Below are 19023 nucleotides of genomic sequence, written 5' to 3'. Positions count from 1 at the left end.
GTTGCCCGGCGGCATTCAACTGCTCAGAACGCGCAGTTGAATGCCGCGGCCCGCCGGGTCGCCCGTCGGCTCACCCGGTGAGGCGTTCTTGCCGCCGACCGGGCCGACGTTCCGGTGGGCGGCGGCGCCGAGCGCGATCACCGCGGCACCCCGCGTCCGTATCCGCCGCCGCCAGGGGTGCGGATCTCCAGGGCGTCGCCGGCCTCGAGTCGGGCGCTGCCGCAGCCGGGCAGGTCCTCGACGGTGCCGTCGTGACGCAGGACCCGGTTGGCGCCGAGGGCCCCGGGGGAGCCGCCGGCCAGGCCGTACGGGGGGACGCGGCGGTGGCCGGAGAGCAGGCTGACGGTCATCGGTTCGCGGAAGCGCAGCCGGCGCAGCGCGCCGTTGCCGCCGTGCCATCGGCCGTTGCCGCCGCTGCTGGGGCGGACGGCGAACTCCTCGACCAGGACGGGCAGGCGCCATTCCAGGACTTCGGGGTCGGTCAGGCGGGAGTTGGTCATGTGGGTCTGGACGACATCGGCGCCGTGGAAGCCGGGGCCGGCGCCGGAGCCGGAGGCGATGGTCTCGTAGTACTGGTGGTCGGCGTTGCCGAAGCTGAGGTTGTTCATCGTGCCGGAGCCCTCGGCCTGCACGCCGAGCGCGGCGTAGAGCGCGCCGGTGATGGCCTGGGAGGTCTCGACGTTCCCGGCGGCGACGGCGGCCGGGTACTCCGGGTCGAGCATCGAGCCGGGCGGTACGACGATCCGCAGCGGGCGCAGGCAGCCGTCGTTGAGCGGGATGTCGTCGGCGACCAGAGTGCGGAAGACGTACAGGACGGCTGCGGTGACCACGGCGGAGGGGGCGTTGAGGTTGCCGGCGAGCTGGGGCGAGGTGCCGGTGAAGTCGATGGTGGCGCTGCGGTCGCGGTGGTCCACGCGTACGGCGACGGCGATCACGGCGCCGGAGTCGGTCTCGTAGCGGTAGGAGCCGTCGGCGAGGCCGTCGATGGCGCTGCGCACGGCCTGCTCGGCGTTGTCCTGGACGTGCCGCATGTAGGCCTGGACGACGTCCAGGCCGAAGTGGTCGATCATCGCGTCGACCTCGTCGACTCCCTTGCGGTTGGCGGCGATCTGGGCGCGCAGGTCGGCGAGGTTGGTGTCCGGGTCGCGAGACGGGTACGGCGCCCCGGTGAGCAGACGCAGGGTCTCGGCCTCGCGGAGCCGTCCGTCCGCCACCAGTGGCCAGTCGTCGAAGAGCACGCCCTCCTCCTCGATCCGGCGGCTGTCGGCGGGCATCGAGCCGGGGGTGATGCCGCCGATCTCGGCGTGGTGGCCGCGGGAGGCGACGAAGAACAGCACCTTCACCCCGGCCTGGTCGAAGACCGGGGTCACCACGGTGATGTCGGGCAGGTGGGTGCCGCCGTGGTACGGGTCGTTGACCGCGTAGGTGTCACCCGGGCGCAGCCCGGGGCCGCGGCGGCGGAGCACCTCCTTGACGGTGGTGCCCATCGAACCCAGGTGGACCGGGATGTGCGGGGCGTTGGCGACCAGGTTGCCGTCCGGGTCGAAGAGTGCGCAGGAGAAGTCCAGCCGCTCCTTGATGTTGACCGACTGGGCGGTGGACTCCAGCCGGGCGCCCATCTGCTGGGCGATCGCCATGAAGAGGTTGTTGAAGACCTCCAGCAGGACGGGGTCGGCGGCGGTGGTGACGGCCGCCTCGGCGGGGGCCCGCACCTGTTCGACCAGCAGGTGCCCGGCTGGGGCGACCGTGGCCTTCCAGCCGTCGTCCACGATGGTGGTGGCGTTGGCCTCGGCGATCACGGCCGGGCCGGTCACGGTGGACCCCGGTCGCATCGATTCTCGTTCCAGCAGCGGGACTTGGTGCCAGCTGCCGCGGGTGTACAGCGACACGGTGGTGGGCTCGGCCGCAGTCGCGGGTTCGGCGGAGAGGGTGCCGAGCTCCGGCTGTTCGGTGAGACCGGTGCCCTCGACGGCCAGGGCTTCGATCACGAGCGGGCGGTCCATCAGGAAGGAGTAGGTGGCGCGGTGCCGCTCCTCGAACTCGGCCCGCATGTCCGCCGGTTCTCCGAGCGGGACGCCGATCGTGGTGTCGGTGCCCTGGTAGCGCAGCCGGGCCCGGTAGGCCAGCCGGATCCGTTCCTCCGGCACGCCCTGGTCGAGCAGCTGCTCGGTGGCCGCCGCCGCCAGCTCCTCGGCCTGCTCCCGTACGGCGGCCATCTCCTCGTCCGCCAGCGGCCGTTCCACGGCGTGCTCGCGCAGGACGGTGGTGTCGGCCAGGCCGATGCCGAGCGCGGACAGCACGCCGGCCATCGGCGGGACCAGGACGGTACGGATGCCCAGTGCCTCGGCCACCGGGCAGGCGACCTGGCCGCCCGCGCCGCCGAAGGTGGTCAGGGCGTAGCGGGTGACGTCGTGGCCCCGCTGGACGGAGATGCGCTTGATCGCGTTGGCGATGTTGCCGACCGCGATCCGCAGGAAGCCTTCGGCCGTCTCCTCCGCCGAACGTCCGCCGATCTCCCGGGCCAGTTCGACGAACCGACGGCTCGCCAGTTCCCCGTCGAGCGGCTGGTCGCCGTCCGGGCCGAAGACGTGCGGGAAGTGCTCGGCCTGGATCCGGCCGAGCAGCAGGTTGGCGTCGGTGACGGTCAGCGGTCCGCCGCCCCGGTAGCAGGCCGGTCCGGGGTCCGCGCCGGCCGAGTCCGGCCCGACTCGCAGGCGTTCCCCGTCGAAGCGCAGCACCGAGCCGCCGCCCGCCGCGACGGTGTGGATCGCGAGCATCGGCGCCCGCAGCCGCACCCCGGCGACCCGGGTGGTCACCACCCGCTCGTACTCGCCCGCGAAGTGCGACACGTCCGTGGAGGTGCCGCCCATGTCGAAGCCGATCACCCGGTCGTAGCCGGCGAGTCCTGACATCCGCACCATGCCGACGATGCCGCCGGCCGGGCCGGAGAGGATCGCGTCCTTGCCCCGGAAGTGGCCGGCTTCGGCCAGTCCGCCGTTGGACTGCATGAACATCAGCCGGACGCCGGCCAGTTCGTCCGAGACCTGCCGCACGTAACGGCGCAGGCCGGGATTGAGATAGGCGTCGACCACGGCGGTGTCCCCGCGCGGCACCAGCTTCATCAGCGGGCTCGCCTCGCTGGACAACGACACCTGTTCGAACCCGAGTCGCTCGGCGAGCCGTCCGATCTCGCGCTCGTGCGCGGGGTGCAGGTAGCTGTGCAGGCAGACCACGGCGGCGGAGCGGATGCCGTCGCGCAGGCAGCCGCGCAGCTCCGCGGCGAGCCGGTCGAGGTCGGGCGGGCGCAGCACCGCGCCGTCGGCGGTGACCCGTTCGTCCACCTCGACCACCCGTGCGTACAGCGGCTCGGGCAGCACGATCTCGCGGGCGAAGATCTGCGGCCGGTTCTGGTAGCCGATCCGCAGCGCGTCCGCGAACCCGCGGGTGACGACCAGGACGGTCGGCTCGCCGGTGCGCTCCAGCAGGGCGTTGGTGGCCACCGTGGTGCCCATCCGGACCGAGTCGATGTCCGTTCCGAGGTCCGCGTCGGGCGGCAGCAGGGCCCGGATCCCCGCCACGGCGGGATCGCGGTAGCGGGCCGGGTCGTGCGAGAGGAGCTTGTGGGTCAGCAGGCGGCCGTCCGGGGCCAGCGCGACCACGTCGGTGAAGGTCCCGCCCCGGTCCACCCAGAACTGCCAGCCCCTGGATGCCATGACCGGCTCCCTCCGCCGTGCCGGGTGGCGCCCCGTGCGTGAGTGGCCGCGTGTGCGGGTGGTCCTGCGCACGAGTATCCGACCGGGTGAACCGCCCGGGCAAACGGAACGTACTGGTCCGGCACAGCGCGTCGGCGGTGCTCGCCCGCCTCCTGCGGGGCGGGGCGCTCGCGGCGGGCCCGGTTCTGGGCCCGATGCCGGTGACCGACCGTGCATGGTGCCGCACGAACCCGCCACGAGGTTGCTGCCGGAGGCGACCGCTGTCGAGGGCCTGCCCTGACCATCGGCCGCAGGCCGCGGCGCGCGAGAACAGCACGGCGTGGCGGGCAATCGACCCCGGGTGGTCGGCGCAGTGCGGGTAGCAGCAGGACGGCACCACGAGGTCGGCGGCGTCGACCGGGTCCACCGGCTCCTCCCGGATCGGCAGCTCGTACAGCAGCCGCTGCCGTTGGTGGACCTCGTGCACGTCCGCCGGCAGGTCTGCGACGGAGCTGCCCGGGGCCACCCCGTGGGTCGGCGGGGCCCGAGTTCGGATAACCCGACGACAGGTCCCGGCCCGTAGCATTGGTACATGCGTGTCTTGATCGTCGAGGACGAACTGTACATGGCAGAGGCCATCCGTGACGGGCTGCGCCTGGAGGCGATTGCGGCGGACATCGCCGGTGACGGCGACACCGCCTTGGAGTTGCTGGGCGTCAACACCTATGACATGGCGGTCCTCGACCGCGACATCCCCGGTCCCTCCGGCGACGAGGTCGCCGCACGGATCGTCGCGGCGGGAACGGGCATGCCCATCCTCATGCTCACCGCCGCCGACCGGATCGACGACATGGCTTCCGGGTTCGGGCTCGGTGCCGACGACTACCTCACCAAGCCGTTCAAGATGCGTGAACTGGTCCTCAGGCTCAGGGCGCTCGACCGCAGGCGCGCGTACATCAGACCGCCGGTGCGGGAGATCGCGGGCCTGCGGCTGGACCCTTTCCGTCGCGAGGTCTACCGCAACGACCGCTACATCGCACTCACCCGTAAACAATTCGCCGTGCTCGACGTGCTCGTCGCCGCCGAGGGGGGCGTCGTCAGCGCGGAGGAATTGTTGGAGCGGGCCTGGGACGAGAATGCCGACTCGTTCACCAACGCCGTGCGCATCACGGTCTCGACTCTGCGCAAACGCCTCGGTGAGCCTCAGATCATCGCCACGGTGCCCGGCGTCGGATACCGCATCACCACCCAGGAGGACATCAGGCGGGAGGGAAATGCGGGCGCCTAGAACACCAGGCTTGAGCGTCCGTCTGAAATTCGCCCTCAGTTATGCGGGATTCGTCATGCTCGCGGGCGTGCTGATGCTGGCCACGGTGTGGGTGTATCTGCTGCGCGGCCTGCCCAGTGCGGCGAGCAGCCCCAACGGGCTCGTGCCCATCCGCACCATCGTGCTGCACGTCTATGCCCCGGCGTCGGCCGTAGTGCTGGCGCTCCTGCTGGTGTTCGGCCTGCTGGGAGGCTGGCTGCTTGCCGGCCGCATGCTCGCCCCACTGAGCCGGATCACCGACGCCACCTCCATGGCCGCGAACGGGTCGCTCTCCCACCGGATCGAACTGGAAGGCCGCGACGACGAGTTCCGCGAGCTGGCCGACGCCTTCGACACCATGCTCGCGCGCCTCGAAGCGCACGTCGCCGAGCAGCGGAGGTTCGCGGCCAACGCCTCCCACGAGCTGCGCACCCCGCTGGCGATCACGAGGGCCCTGCTCGAAGTGGCAATCAACGACCCGGCACGGGACTCGGGCGAGCTGTTCCGACGCCTCGACACCGTCAACTCCAGGGCGATCGACCTCACCGAGGCGTTGCTGCTGCTCAGCCGTGCCGACCAGCGGTCCTTCACCCGGGAGCCCGTCGACCTGTCCCTGAACGTCGAGGAGGCCGTCGAGACGCTGCTTCCCATGGCCGAGAGACACGGCGTGACCATCGAGGCCTCGGGCGACATCACCCCGACCATCGGCTCCCGCGCGCTCCTGCTGCAGATGGCAGTCAATCTCATCCACAACGCGATCGTCCACAACCTGCCCGGTCGGGGCACCGTGTGGGTGACGACCGGCAACCATCCCGGAAGCGTGACGCTCACCGTCGAGAACACCGGTGCGGTCCTCTCGTCACAGCTGGTCTCGACTCTCACCGAGCCCTTCCAGCGCGGCACCGAACGCATCCGCCACGACCACGCGGGCGTCGGCCTGGGCCTGGCCATCGTCAAGAGCATCGTCGAAGCGCATGACGGAACCCTCACCATCGCCCCGCGCCCCGGAGGCGGCCTCCACCTCACGGTGCGGCTGCCGCCCGCTCCTTCGCCGGCCCGGCCCGCGAAACCGGTCACGTAGCACCGACTCAAGGGCTCAAGGACTAAAGGACTCACCGGCATTCGGCCGGTGAGTCCTTCCGTTTTCCGCTCCCCGCATTTCCCCGCCGGTTCATTTCGCGATACCGGGCGATTTCCGGGATCGGAATCAGGTGCCGCATCCAAAGCGTCCAAGTGTCGGAACGGCCGCTTGGACACCGGGCCGTGGACGGCGACTCGTGGACAGCGAGTCCGATCAGCACCATTGGACCCGCGGACTACGGTGTCGTCGGAGAGGGGATGTCCGGATGGTCATGATGCCGTCCAGCAGGGGGGCGCAAAGGGCCGGCGGAGGCGACGATCCCGAGCCGGCCAAGCTCCGCCCTGAAACGCCACGCAGGGTGCTGGCCTATTTTCGCCCGTACACCGGCAAAATCGTGCTCTTCGGAATCGGCGCCGTCCTGGAGGCGCTCATCGTGGTGGCGACTCCACTGCTGCTGAAGCAGATCGTCGACGACGGGATCCTCAAGGGCGACTCCGGAACCGTCACCATGCTGGCCTGCCTCACCGCGGGGCTCGCCGTCCTCGACGCGCTGCTGCAGCTGGTGCTCGCCTACCTCGCCGGGTCGATCGGGCAGGGGGTCAGCTACGACGTCCGGATCCAGTCGATCGAGCACGTCCAGCGGCTGCCGGTCGCGTTCTTCACCCGCACCCAGACCGGTGTGCTGGTCGGACGGCTCCACACGGACCTGATCATGACGCAGCAGGCGTTCAGCCAGCTGCTGATGGCGCTCCCCAGCGTGATCGGGGTCGTCCTGGTGACGGCCGAGTTGTTCTACCTGTCGTGGCTCGTCGCCGTCATCACGCTGGTGATGATCCCGCTGTTCGTCGTTCCCTGGGTGTACGTGGGGCGGCTGACGCAGCGGTACACCCGGCAGTCGATGGAGGTGAACGCCGGCCTGGCCGGCCTCCTCCAGGAGCGGTTCAACGCCCAGGGGGCGATGCTCTCCAAGCTCTTCGGCCGTCCGGACGAGGAGATGGCCGAGTACGAGGACCGGTCGGCGAGGCTGCGCGCGATCGGTGTGAGCGTCGTGGTCTACGGCCGGATGGCCTTCGTCGTCATGTTGCTGATCGCCGCGCTCGCCACGGCGCTCACCTACGGGGTCGGCGGCGGCCTCGTGCTCGACGGGACCTTCCAGCTCGGCACGCTGATCGCTCTCGCCGCCCTGCTCGGGCGGCTGTTCGGGCCGATCACCCAGTTGTCCGGGATGCAGGCGAACGCGCTGGTCGTCCTGGTGTGCTTCGACCGGATCTTCGAGCTCTTCGACCTGAAGCCGCTGATCGAGGAACGGCCCGACGCCGTCACGCTCATGCGGAACACGGCCCCGGAGATCGAGTTCGAGGACGTGTCGTTCCGCTACCCGGGTGCCGACGAGGTCTCGCTGCCGTCGCTGGAGCAGAACGTGCGCGGTGGAGGGGACCGAGGGGAGACGTCGCCGGAGGTCCTGCGCCACGTGAACCTGCGGGCGCCGGCCGGAACCCTCACCGCACTCGTCGGCCCGTCCGGCGGGGGGAAGAGCACGCTCACCCACCTGGTGTCCCGGCTGTACGACCCGACCGCCGGCACCGTCCGGGTCGGCGGACACGACCTTCGGGACCTCTCCACCGACTCGCTGCGCGAGGCGGTTGGCGTGGTCAGCCAGGACACCTACCTCTTCCACGACACGATCCGGGAGAACCTTCGCTACGCCCGTCCGACCGCCACCGAGGAGGAGTTGGTCGAGGCGTGCAAGGGAGCCCAGATCTGGGACTTGATCGAGTCCCTCCCGAGAGGGCTCGACACCGTCGCGGGGGACCGCGGCTACCGGCTGTCGGGCGGCGAGAAGCAGCGGCTGGCCATCGCGCGGCTGCTCCTGAAGGCGCCCTCGGTCGTCGTGCTCGACGAGGCGACCGCTCACCTGGACCCCGAGTCGGAGGCCGCCGTCCAGCGGGCGCTCAGGACCGCGCTGCGCGACCGCACCTCCCTGGTGATCGCCCACCGGTTGTCCACGATCCGTGAGGCCGATCAGATCGTCGTGATCGACGACGGAGGCGTCCGGGAGCGCGGGACGCACGAGGAACTGCTCGCCGAGGCCGGGCTCTACGCAGAGCTCTATCACACGCAGTTCGCCAAGTCGGGCGGCGCCGAAGCCGCGCCCGAAGCCGACGGGGCCGGGCCGGCCCACCAGATGGTCGCGGAAGGGGGACGATGAACTCCGCAGCGCTGGCCGCGCCGACGGTGCCGGAGCTGTTCGCCCGCCAGGCGGAGCGGACGCCCGACGCGGTGGCCGTGGTCGATGGGGACCGGACGCTGACCTACCGGCGGCTGGACGAGCTCTCGGGCCGGCTGGCCGGGCGGCTGACCGGTCGGGGCGTCCGCCGCGGCGACCGGGTGGCGGTCCTGATGGAACGCTCCGCAGACCTGGTGGTGACGCTGCTCGCCGTGTGGAAGGCGGGAGCGGCGTACGTGCCGGTGGATGTCGCCTATCCCGCGCGGCGGGTGGCGTTCATGGTCGCGGACTCGGGGGCGTCCCTGGTGGCGTGTTCGGCCGTGGCGGGCGACGGCGTTCCGCAGGGGGTCGAGTCGATCGTCGTCACGGACGAGGGTCCGGGCGAGGCGCCGACTCTCCCGGTGCGTCCGGGGGACCTGGCGTACGTGATGTACACCTCCGGGTCGACGGGGGTCCCCAAGGGCGTGGCCGTCCCGCACCGGAGCGTCGCGGAGCTGGTGGGCGACCCCGGCTGGACGGTGGACCCCGGTGACGCGATCCTCGTGCACGCGCCGCACGCCTTCGACGCGTCCCTCTTCGAGATCTGGGTACCGCTCGCCTCGGGCGCCCGCGTGGTGATCGCCGAGCCGGGCGCGGTGGACGCCCGGCGTCTGCGGGAGGCGGTCGCCGCCGGCGTGACGAAGGTGCACCTGACCGCGGGGAGCTTCCGCGCGCTGGCGGAGGAGTCTCCGGAGTCCTTCGCCGGCCTCCACGAGGTGCTCACGGGCGGCGACGTGGTGCCCGCACCCGCGGTGGAGAAGGTGCGAAGGGCGATCCCCCGAGCGCGGATCCGGCACCTGTACGGTCCTACCGAGACGACGCTGTGCGCGACCTGGCACCTGCTCCGGCCGGGCGATGCGCTGGGTGCCCGGCTGCCGATCGGCCGTCCGCTGCCGGGCCGCACGGCTCAGGTGCTCGATGCCTCGCTGCTGCCCGTGCCACCGGGTACGGTCGGCGACCTCTACCTCTCCGGCGCCGGCCTCGCGGACGGCTACCTGAACCGGGCTGCGCTGACCGCGGAGCGGTTCGTGGCGGATCCGTCCGTACCCGGCGGCCGGATGTACCGGACAGGGGATCTCGCCCGGTGGAACGCCGACGGCGAACTGCTGTTCGCGGGTCGGGCCGACGACCAGGTGAAGATCCGCGGGTTCCGGATCGAGCCGGGTGAGATCGAGGCCGCGCTGACCGCCCAGCCGGAGGTCCACGAGGCCGTCGTGGTGGCGGTCGACGGCCGCCTGATCGGCTACGCGGTGACGGACGCGGATCCCGTCGTCCTGCGTGAGCGCCTCGGGGCGGTGGTTCCGGAGTACATGGTCCCGGCTGCCGTGATCACGCTGGAGCGGCTTCCGCTCACCGGCAACGGCAAGGTGGACCGGGCGGCGCTGCCCGCGCCCGTCTTCGCGGGGAACGCCGGGGGCCGCGAACCCGCCACCGAGGCGGAGCGCGTCCTGAGCGGACTGTTCGGCGAGCTGTTCGGCCTGGACCGGGTCGGTGTGGACGAGGACTTCTTCGCCCTGGGCGGCGACTCGATCTCCGCGATGCGGCTGGCCGCCCGCGCGTCCACGGCCGGTCTGCTGGTGACGCCCTCCCAGATCTTCGAGGAGAGGACCCCCGCACGGTTGGCGGCCGGGGCGCGTCCCGTACCCACCGACGCCCCGGACGCCCGTCCGCTGACCGCTCTCACCGCGGAGGAGGAGAGCGAGCTGGCGCTCGCCGCACCGGGTGCCGAGGAGGCCTGGCCGCTCGCCCCGCTCCAGGAGGGGCTGCTCTTCCAATCGACCCTCGATGAAGAGGGCCCTGACATCTACCAGGCGCAGTGGACCCTGGAGTTGAACGGGCCGCTGGACGTGGCCCTGCTGCGGGCCGCGTGGGAGGCGGTCTTCGCCCGGCACGCCGAGCTGCGGGTGGGCTTCGTACGGCTCGCGTCGGGCAGGACGGTCCAGGCCGTCGCCGGACACGTCGTCCTGCCCTGGCGGGAGGTCGACCTCACGGGCGTGGCCGACGCCGAGGCGGCCGTCGAGGCCCTCGCCCGGCGGGAACAGGAAGAGCGCTTCGACCTGGCCGCGGGCCCGCTGTTCCGGCTGCTGCTGGTCCGGATCGGCGAGGACCGGCACCGTCTGCTGGTCGTCCACCACCACATCCTGACCGACGGCTGGTCGGTGTCGGTCATCCTCAACGAGGTGGCCGAGGCGTACGCGGCCGGCGGCCGGCTCCCGGAGCGGATCGGCGCGGCGTCGTACCGGGACTACCTGGCCTGGCTGGACCGGCAGGACAAGGACGCGGCGCGCGCGGCTTGGCGGGCGGAGTTGGCCGGTCTCGACGCGGACGCGTCGATCGCGAGGACGGCCACCGGGACGGGGTACGAGTACCGCGTCGCCCACGTCACGCCGGAGCTCTCCACCGGGCTGACGCAGCTGGCCCGTGACCACGGGTTGACGCTGAACACAGTGGTGCAGGGCGCCTGGGCGATGGTGTTGGCCCGGCTCGCGCGGCGCACCGAGGTGGTGTTCGGCACCACGGTCGCCTGCCGTCCTGCGGAACTCCGGGGCGTGGAGTCGATGCCCGGACTCATGATGAACACCGTGCCGGTCCGGGTGTCGCTGGACGGCGGGCAGACGGTCGCCGACCTGCTCACCGGCCTGCAGCAGCGGCAGGCGGCCCTGATCCCGCATCAGCATCTGGGACTTCCCGAGATCCAGCGGGCGGGCGGGCCGGGCGCGAAGTTCGACACGCTGCTGGTGTTCGAGAACTATCCGCGGGACTTCTCCGACCGGTTCAGGTACCTGGGCACGGTCGAGGGCACCCACTACCCACTGACCCTCGGCATCATCCCGGGGGACCAGCTCAGGATCCAACTCGCCTACCGGCACGGGCAGATGGAGGAGACCGTCGTGGAATCCGTGCTGGGGTGGTTCGTCGGCGCCCTCGGCGCGATGGCCGCCGACCCTTCCGAACTGGTGGGGCGGGTCGGTAGGGCCGGGGGCCGGGTGAACGGCTCGGACGCGCCTTCGGCGGTCGGGGAGTTGGTGCCGCCGCTGGCGGCGGGGGAGTCCCTGCCGGCACTGGTGGCGCGGATCGTGGCGCAGCGGCCGCACGAGGTGGCGGTCGTGGACGGCGACGGCGAGCTGACCTTCGAGCGGCTCTGGGAACGGGCATCGGCGATCGCCGCCGTGCTGAGGGCCCGTGGGGCCGGACGGGAGTCCCGGGTCGGCCTCGTCGTGGGGCGGTCGGCGTGGTGGCTGGTCGGGATGCTGGGGGTGTCGCTGGCCGGAGGGGCGTTCGTCCCGGTGGATCCCGCGTACCCGGCCGAGCGCGTGCGACTGCTGCTGGGAGACGCGGATCCCGTGCTGGTGCTGTGCGAAGGGAAGACGCGGGACGCGGTGCCCGAGGAGTTCGCCGACCGGTCCGTGGTGATCGACGAGGTGGATCTCGCGGCGGGCCCCGATGCGGTTCCGCCGCAGGTGGGGGCGCAGGACGCGGCGTACGTGATCTACACGTCGGGGTCGACCGGAACACCGAAGGGGGTCGTCGTCACCCACGCGGGCCTGGGGAACCTGGCGGCGGCACAGATCGACCGGTTCGCGGTGTCGCCGTCGTCACGGGTCCTGCAGTTCGCGGCGCTGGGCTTCGACGCCACGGTCTCGGAGGCGCTGATGGCGTTGCTCTCGGGGGCGACGCTGGTGATGGCGCCGGAGCGGGACATGCCGCCGAGGGTGTCGCTGGCCGAGGCACTGGAGCGGTGGGACGCCACGCACGTGACGGTTCCGCCGTCGGTGCTCGCCACGGCCGACGTGCTGCCGGCGCGCCTGGAGACGGTGGTGGTGGCGGGGGAGGCCTGCCCGCCGGGCCTCGCGGACCGCTGGTCGCAGGGACGCCGGCTGATCAACGCCTACGGGCCGACCGAGGTCACGGTGTGCGCCGCGATGAGCAGGCCGTTGACGGCGGGCCGGGACCTGGTCCCGATCGGGGCACCGATCGCGGGAAGCCGCTGCCACGTACTGGACGCGTTCCTCCAGCCCCTGCCGCCGGGGATCACCGGCGAGCTGTACGTGGCGGGCATCGGGGTGGCCCGTGGCTACCTGGGCCGTGCGGGGCTGACTGCGGAGCGGTTCGTCGCCGATCCGTTCGCCCCCGGTGAGCGGATGTACCGGACGGGAGACCTGGCCTATCGGACGAGCCGCGGTGAGCTGGTGTTCGCCGGGCGGGCCGATGAGCAGGTCAAGCTGCGCGGGTTCCGGATCGAGCTCGGCGAGATCGAGTCCGTCCTGTCCGGCCACCCTCGGGTCGTCCAGGCGGTGGCGGCCGTCCGGGACGACCGTCTGCTGGCCTATGTGTCGCCGGCCGGGGTCGATCCGCACGAGGTGAAGGAGTACCTCGCCTCCCGGCTGCCCCAGCACATGGTGCCCGCCGTGGTGGTGCTGGAGGCGTTGCCCACCACCCCGAACGGGAAGATCGACCGCAGCGCGCTGCCCGACCCCGGGCTCACGGCCGCGACCGTCGGTCGGGAGCCGGCCACGGAGCACGAGCGGGTGCTGTGCCGGCTGTTCGCCGAGGTGCTCGGCCGGGAGCGGGTCGGTGCGGACGACAGCTTCTTCGCCCTGGGCGGGGACTCGATCACCGCCATGCAGCTGGTGGCGCGGGCACGGCGGGCAGGACTGGCCCTCGCCGCGCAGGACGTCTTCGGACTGAAGACGCCGGAGGGGCTGGCACAACTGGTGCCGGAATCGCCGCTGCCGGAACGCGCCCGGCCCGCGACGCCCGACGGTACGGGCGAGGTGCCGTGGACCCCGGTGATGAGGATGCTGGGCGGCGGGATCACCGGTGCCGGGTTCGCGCAGTGGCTGGTCGTGGGCGCGCCCGTGGACCTGGGCGAGGGGGTCCTGGCCGCCGCGCTGGCCGCCGTGGTGGACACGCACGACATGTTGCGGGCGCGCGTGGAGCAGGGACGCCTGATCGTCGGTGACCGGGGCTCGGTGGACGCGGCCGGTCGGGTCCGGCGCGTGCTGCTCGGCGCAGGCTCGTTGGACGAGGCCGCGGCCGGCGCGGTGCGGGACGCCGTGGGCCGGCTGGACCCGGAGACCGGTGTGATGGTGCAGGCGGTGTGGGTGGACGCCGGGCCGGGTCGGGTGGGTCGGTTGGTGCTGGTGGTGCACCATCTGGCCGTCGACGGGATGTCGTGGCGGATCCTGGTACCGGATCTGCGGGAGGCCTGCGAGGCGATTGCGGCGGGACGCACTCCCGCGCTGGAGCCGGTGGCGGTGCCGTTCCGGCAGTGGGCGGGCCTGCTGGAGGAATGGGCCACCGGGGCGGAACGCGTCGCCGAACTGCCGCTGTGGCAGGCGATCCTGGGCCAGGAGGACCGGCCGATCGGCCGGCCGCAGGCGGGCAGGGGGAGCGTGCGCACCCGGTCGTGGGCGAGGTCGGGAGCCGAGGTGTCGGCGCTGCTGGGACGGGTTCCGGGGCTGTTCTTCTGCGGGGTCCACGAGGTGCTGCTCGCGGGTTTCGCGGGCGCGGTGGCGCGCTGGTCCGGCGATCCTGCGGTGCTGGTGGATGTGGAGAGCCACGGCCGGCAGGCGGTCGGCGGGCTGGATCTGTCCCGGACGGTCGGCTGGTTCACCAGCGTGCATCCGGTGCGACTGGACACCTCGGGCATCGACCTGGCGTCCGGGGACCTGCTGAAGGCGGTGAAGGAGCAGTCGCGGGCCGTGCCCGGTGACGGGCTCGGGCACGGGCTGTTGCGTCATCTGAACGCCGAGACGGGACCGGTGCTGGAGTCCCTGGCGGCACCCCGGATCGGGTTCAACTACATGGGCCGGTTCGCCGTGGGCCGCCAGGGCGACGTGGCGCCGTGGCAGCAGGCCGGAGACATCGGCGGCTCCTTGGACCCGGCCATGGCACCGCCGCATGCGCTGCAGGCCGATGCGGTCGTCCGGGAGGCGCCGGAGGGCCCGGAGTTGACGCTCACGGTGAGCTGGCCGGCCGGCCTCTTCGACGAGGCCGGGATCGAACGGTTCGGCCGGGTGTGGTGGGACGTGCTGTCCGGCCTGGCCCGCCTGGCGGACGACTCGTCCGCCGGGGGGCACACCGCGTCCGACTTCGACCTTCTCGACCTCGACCAGGACGAGATCGAGGGCTTCGAGGCAATAGCGGCGCACTTCGGAGGAGGCCAGGAATCGTGACCGAGTCGACCACGTCCCCCGGAACGGCGCTCGCGGAGCTCTGGCCGCTCTCACCGATGCAGGAGGGAATGCTCTACCACTCCACCTTCGGCGAGGACGCCCCCGACATCTACGTCATCCAGCAGTCCCAGATCATCGACGGGCCGCTGGACACGCAGCGGCTCCGGATGTCCTGGCAGGCCCTCCTCGACCGGCACGCGACGCTCCGGGCGTCCTTCCACCGGCGCAAGTCCGGCGAGACGGTCCAGCTCATTCCCCGGGAGGCCGAACTCCCGTGGAGCGAATGCGACGTGTCCGCTCTGGCCGAGGAGGACGCGCTCGCCGAGGCGGCCGTGATCGCGGAGAAGGAGCGCGCCAGGGGGTTCGATCTGACGCGGCCCCCGCTGCTGCGGTTGACGCTGATCCGGATCGCTCCGCAGCGGCACTGTCTCGTGACGACCTGCCACCACCTGCTCATGGACGGGTGGTCGCGGGCGATCCTCGAGTCGGAACTCCTCGACGTCTACGCGGCCGGCGGCGTCGCGTCGGGTCTGCGGCCGACGGCCTCCTACCGCAACCACCTGGCGTGGCTGGGGCGACAGGACAAGGGCGCCGCCCGGGCGGCCTGGCGCGCGGAGCTGTCCGGCGCCGACGGGTCGGCGCTCAACATCCCCGAAAGGCCCGGCCGGGCGCCGGAACTGCCGGTCCGGAAGGTGATCCGCCATTCACCGGCCTTCACCTCCTCCTTGGCGGAGTTCGCCCGCGGCCACGGGCTGACGGTGAACACGGTGGTACAGGGCGCGTGGGCGCTGGTGCTGGCCCGACTGGCGCGCCGCCGGGACGTCGTCTTCGGCGCGACGGTCTCCGGGCGTCCGGCAGAACTGCCGGGTGCGGAGGGCATGGTGGGGTTGTTCATCAACACCGTGCCGGTGCGCGTGCGGTTGGACGGCGGCAAGACCGTCCTGGAGACGCTGACGGAGCTGCAGGAGCGGCAGTCCGCGCTGATCGAGCACCAGCATCTCGGGCTCCCGGAGATACAGAAGCTCGGAGGGGCGGGCCTGGACACGATCGTGGTGTTCGAGAACTACGTCGATCCCGCCGTGGGCTCGACCTCCCCGCGCGAGCTGAGCCTGACCCTGCGGGAGTTCCACCAGGCGTCCCCCTACGCGATCACCCTGGGCGTCATGCCGGGCGAAAGCATCGAGACCGAGATGCAGTACCAGCCGGGGATGGTCGACGCCTCGCTCGCCGAGGCCGCTCTCCAGCGGTTCGTTCGCGCCCTGGAACGGATCGTCGCGGAGCCGGGCACGCTGGTGGGCCGCCTGGACCTGGTGAGCGACGCCGAACGCGAGCTGGTCGTCGATCGGTGGAACACCACGGGCGAGCCGATCGCCGCGCCGACGGCGGTGGACCTCTTCCTCCGGCAGGTGGAGAAGGCCCCGGACGCGACGGCGATGACGGCCGGGGGCCGGGACTGGTCGTACGCGGAGCTCGACGCGTGGTCGGGCCGGCTGGCACGGGTGCTGAAGGACCGGGGCGTACGGCGTGGCGACCGCGTCGGTGTCCTGCTGGAGCGTTCGCCTGAGGTGCCGGCGGCATGGCTGGGGGTGTGGAAGGCGGGAGCGGCGTTCGTACCCGTCGATCCGGACTACCCGGCGGACCGGGTCGCGTTCATGCTGTCCGACGCCGCGGTGGCGTTGGTGGTGTGCGGTGCGGGGACGGCGGCCGCCGTCCCCCCGGGCCATGAGCGCATCCTGATGGACGACGCCGCCGGCGGTGAGACCTCGCTCGTCCCGATCGGGGCGGACGACCTGGCGTACGTGATGTACACCTCGGGATCGACCGGCGCGCCGAAGGGCGTCGCCGTCGCACACGGCGGCGTCGCGGCCCTGGCGGGAGACCCGGTGTGGGGCGTCGGAGCGGGTGACTCCGTGCTGATGCACGCGCCGCACACCTTCGACGCCTCCTTGTACGACCTCTGGGTGCCGCTCGTCTCGGGTGCGCGGGTGATGATCGCCGAGCCGGGCGTGGTCGACGCGGAGCGCCTCGCCGCCCAAGTCGCCCAGGGCCTCGACTCGGTGAACATCACGGCGGGCCAGTTCCGGGCGCTGGCGCAGGAGTCGCCGGAGTCGTTCTCGGGACTGCGGGACGTGCTCGCGGGCGGCGACGTGGTGCCGCTCGGCGAGGTGGAGCGGGTCCGGCGGGCCTGCCCCGAGCTGGTCGTCTGGCACACCTACGGTCCGACGGAGACCACCCTGTGCGCGACCTGGAAGGCGATCACGCCCGGCGACCGGCTGGGGCCGGTCCTGCCGATCGGCCGCCCCCTGCCGGGCCGACGGCTGTACGTGCTGGACGTCTTCCTGCGTCCGCTGCCCCCGGGCGTCCCGGGCGATCTCCACATCGCGGGCGCAGGGTTGGCGCGCGGCTACCTGGACCGTCCGGGGCTGACGGCGGAGCGGTTCGTCGCGGACCCGTTCGCCCCCGGCCGGCGCATGTACCGGACGGGCGACGTCGCGTACTGGACGGACGAGGGCGAGCTGGTCTACGCCGGGCGCTCCGACAACCAGGTGAAGATCCGCGGCTACCGGGTCGAGCCGGGTGAGGTCGAGGCGGTGCTGGCCGAGCGGCCCGGCATCGACCAGGCCGTGGTGGTGGCACGCGAAGGGCGCCTGATCGGCTATGTCGTCTCCGGCGGCGACATCGATCCGGAACGGCTGCGCGAGGACATCGCCAGGGCACTGCCGAGCTACATGGTGCCGGCGGCGGTGATGGTCCTGGACGCACTGCCGGTGACGACCAACGGCAAGGTGGACCGGGCGGCGCTGCCGGACCCCGACTTCGGCGGACGCGTCACCGGCCGGGAACCGGCGACCGACACCGAGCGGGCGCTGTGCGCGCTGTTCGCCGAGGTCCTCGGCCTGGAACGGGTCGGCGCGGACGACGGCTTCTTCGAGCTGGGCGGAGACTCCATCACCTCGATGCAGCTGGCAGCGCGGGCCCGTCGGTCCGGAATGGCCTTCGGTGCGCGCGAGGTGTTCGAGCACCGGACCCCGGCGGGAATCGCCTCGATCCTCGACCTGGACGGCGATCCGGCCGAACCGACCGATCCGGCCGAGGGCACGGGAGAGGTCGCCTGGACGCCGATGATGCAGGTGTCGTGGACGGGACCGGCGCAGTGGGTGACCGTCGGCGCGCCCGGCGATCTGTCGGTGGACGCGCTGGCGGCCGGGCTGAGCGCGGTGATCGACGCCCATGACATGCTCCGCAGCCGGATCGTCGAGGCGGACCGGACGCCCCGGGTGGTCGTGTCCGGCAGGGGCGCGGTGGACGCCGCGCCCCTGGTCGAGCGAGTGGAGGCGAACCCCGGGGACCTCGACGACGTCGCGCAGCGGTGTGCCCGGGAGGCGGCCGCGCGGCTGGATCCCGCCGCGGGTGTGATGGTCCGTGCGGTGTGGGTGGACGCGGGACCGGGCCGGACCGGACGGCTCGTACTGGCGGCGCATCCGCTGGCGGTCGACGCGTGGTCGTGGCAGATCCTGCTGCCGGACCTGAAGGCCGCCTACGAGGCCGTCGCCGCGGGCAGGGAGCCGGTTCTCGACCCGGTGGACGTCCCGTACCGGTGTTGGGCGGCCGCACTGGCGGAGCAGGCGACCACCACGGCACGCGTCGCCGAGCTGACCGCCTGGACGGCGCTCCTCGACGCGGCGGAGCCACCGCTGGGCGAGCCCGGTGTCGGCCATGAGGCGGGCTGCCGGTCGTGGACCCTGCCGAAGGACCGCGCGGCCGCGCTCGTGGAGCAGGTCACCTCGGCCTTCCACTGCGATGTCCACGAGGTGCTGCTGGCAGGCATGGCCGGCGCGGTGGCACGCTGGCGCGGAGGCCACGTGGTGCTGGTGGACGTGGAGAGCCACGGCCGCCACCCGGCCGGCGGGATGGATCCGTCCCGGACGGTGGGCCGGTTCACGAGCGGGCATCCGGTGCGGCTGGACGTGGGCGGGACCGATCCGGCCGCCGGGTCGCTGCTGAAGGCGGTGAAGGAGCAGGCGAGGGCGGTGCCCGGCGACGGACTCGGCTACGGGCTGCTGCGCCATCTGAACGGCGAGACGGGACCGGTGCTGGAAGCCTCACCGTCGCCCCGGATCGGGTTCGCCTACCTGGGCCGGTCCGCCACGGGCGAGGCGCGGGAGTGGCAGCGCTGCGGAGGCAGGTCGGGGGACCCCGAGGTGAGGCCGTCGCACGCGCTGGAAGCCGAGGCGGCCGTCCGCGAACTGCCGGACGGCCCGGAACTGGCGCTCACGGTGAGCTGGCCGGCCGGCCTCTTCGACGAGGCCGGGATCGAACGGTTCGGCCGGCTGTGGCTGGACGAGTTGTCCGCCCTGGCCCGCCTGGCGGGTGATCCGTCCGCCGGGGGGCACACCGCCTCCGACTTCGGCCTCCTCGACCTGAACCAGGACGAGATCGAGGAACTCGAAGCCGAGTTTGACGACGACCTTTAAGCCGCTTGCTGGATCGAGGGAGAT

7 protein-coding genes are annotated in these 19023 nt (G+C 72.4%); 5 read left to right on the top strand and 2 right to left on the bottom strand.

Translation table 11 applies throughout. From position 1 onward, the window contains the following. Positions 1–15 precede the first annotated feature (15 nt). Positions 16–141, bottom strand: a complete 126-nt coding sequence (locus ABTY61_RS07330; RefSeq protein ID WP_350503949.1) for a hypothetical protein — start codon at positions 139–141, stop codon at positions 16–18. Further along, on the bottom strand, positions 138–3713 hold the full coding sequence (locus tag ABTY61_RS07325; protein ID WP_350503948.1) for a hydantoinase B/oxoprolinase family protein: 3576 nt from the start codon (positions 3711–3713) through the stop codon (positions 138–140). The genes ABTY61_RS07330 and ABTY61_RS07325 overlap by 4 nt, the downstream gene beginning before the upstream one ends. Before the next feature lie 571 nt (positions 3714–4284). Here ABTY61_RS07325 and ABTY61_RS07320 point away from each other — a divergent pair. The 5 genes from ABTY61_RS07320 to ABTY61_RS07300 all read left to right on the top strand — a co-directional run bounded on the left by ABTY61_RS07320 (position 4285) and on the right by ABTY61_RS07300 (position 18999). Beyond that, the gene (locus ABTY61_RS07320; RefSeq protein ID WP_350503947.1) at positions 4285–4980 is read left to right on the top strand and encodes a response regulator transcription factor; all 696 of its coding nucleotides are present in this window, start codon (positions 4285–4287) and stop codon (positions 4978–4980) included. Then, positions 4967–6079, top strand: coding sequence for a sensor histidine kinase (locus tag ABTY61_RS07315; protein WP_350503946.1), 1113 nt, complete (start codon positions 4967–4969; stop codon positions 6077–6079). Before ABTY61_RS07320 ends, ABTY61_RS07315 begins: the two co-directional genes overlap by 14 nt. A 394-nt stretch (positions 6080–6473) precedes the next feature. Continuing rightward, entirely contained in the window at positions 6474–8288 is a 1815-nt protein-coding gene (locus tag ABTY61_RS07310; RefSeq protein WP_350503945.1) for an ABC transporter ATP-binding protein, read from the top strand. After that, positions 8285–14524 (top strand): non-ribosomal peptide synthetase, encoded by a 6240-nt coding sequence (locus ABTY61_RS07305; RefSeq protein WP_350503944.1) that lies wholly within the window; start codon positions 8285–8287, stop codon positions 14522–14524. Before ABTY61_RS07310 ends, ABTY61_RS07305 begins: the two co-directional genes overlap by 4 nt. Next, positions 14521–18999 carry a non-ribosomal peptide synthetase gene (locus tag ABTY61_RS07300; RefSeq protein WP_350503943.1) on the top strand — a complete coding sequence of 1493 codons (4479 nt, stop codon included), beginning with the start codon at positions 14521–14523 and terminating at the stop codon, positions 18997–18999. Before ABTY61_RS07305 ends, ABTY61_RS07300 begins: the two co-directional genes overlap by 4 nt. Positions 19000–19023 lie beyond the last annotated feature (24 nt).

This window comes from Kitasatospora sp. NPDC096128 (assembly GCF_040303105.1).
Classification (GTDB): Bacteria; Actinomycetota; Actinomycetes; order Streptomycetales; family Streptomycetaceae; genus Kitasatospora.
The sequence above is the reverse complement of the archived record's forward strand: the minus strand, read 5'-3'. Positions and strand labels throughout refer to the sequence as shown.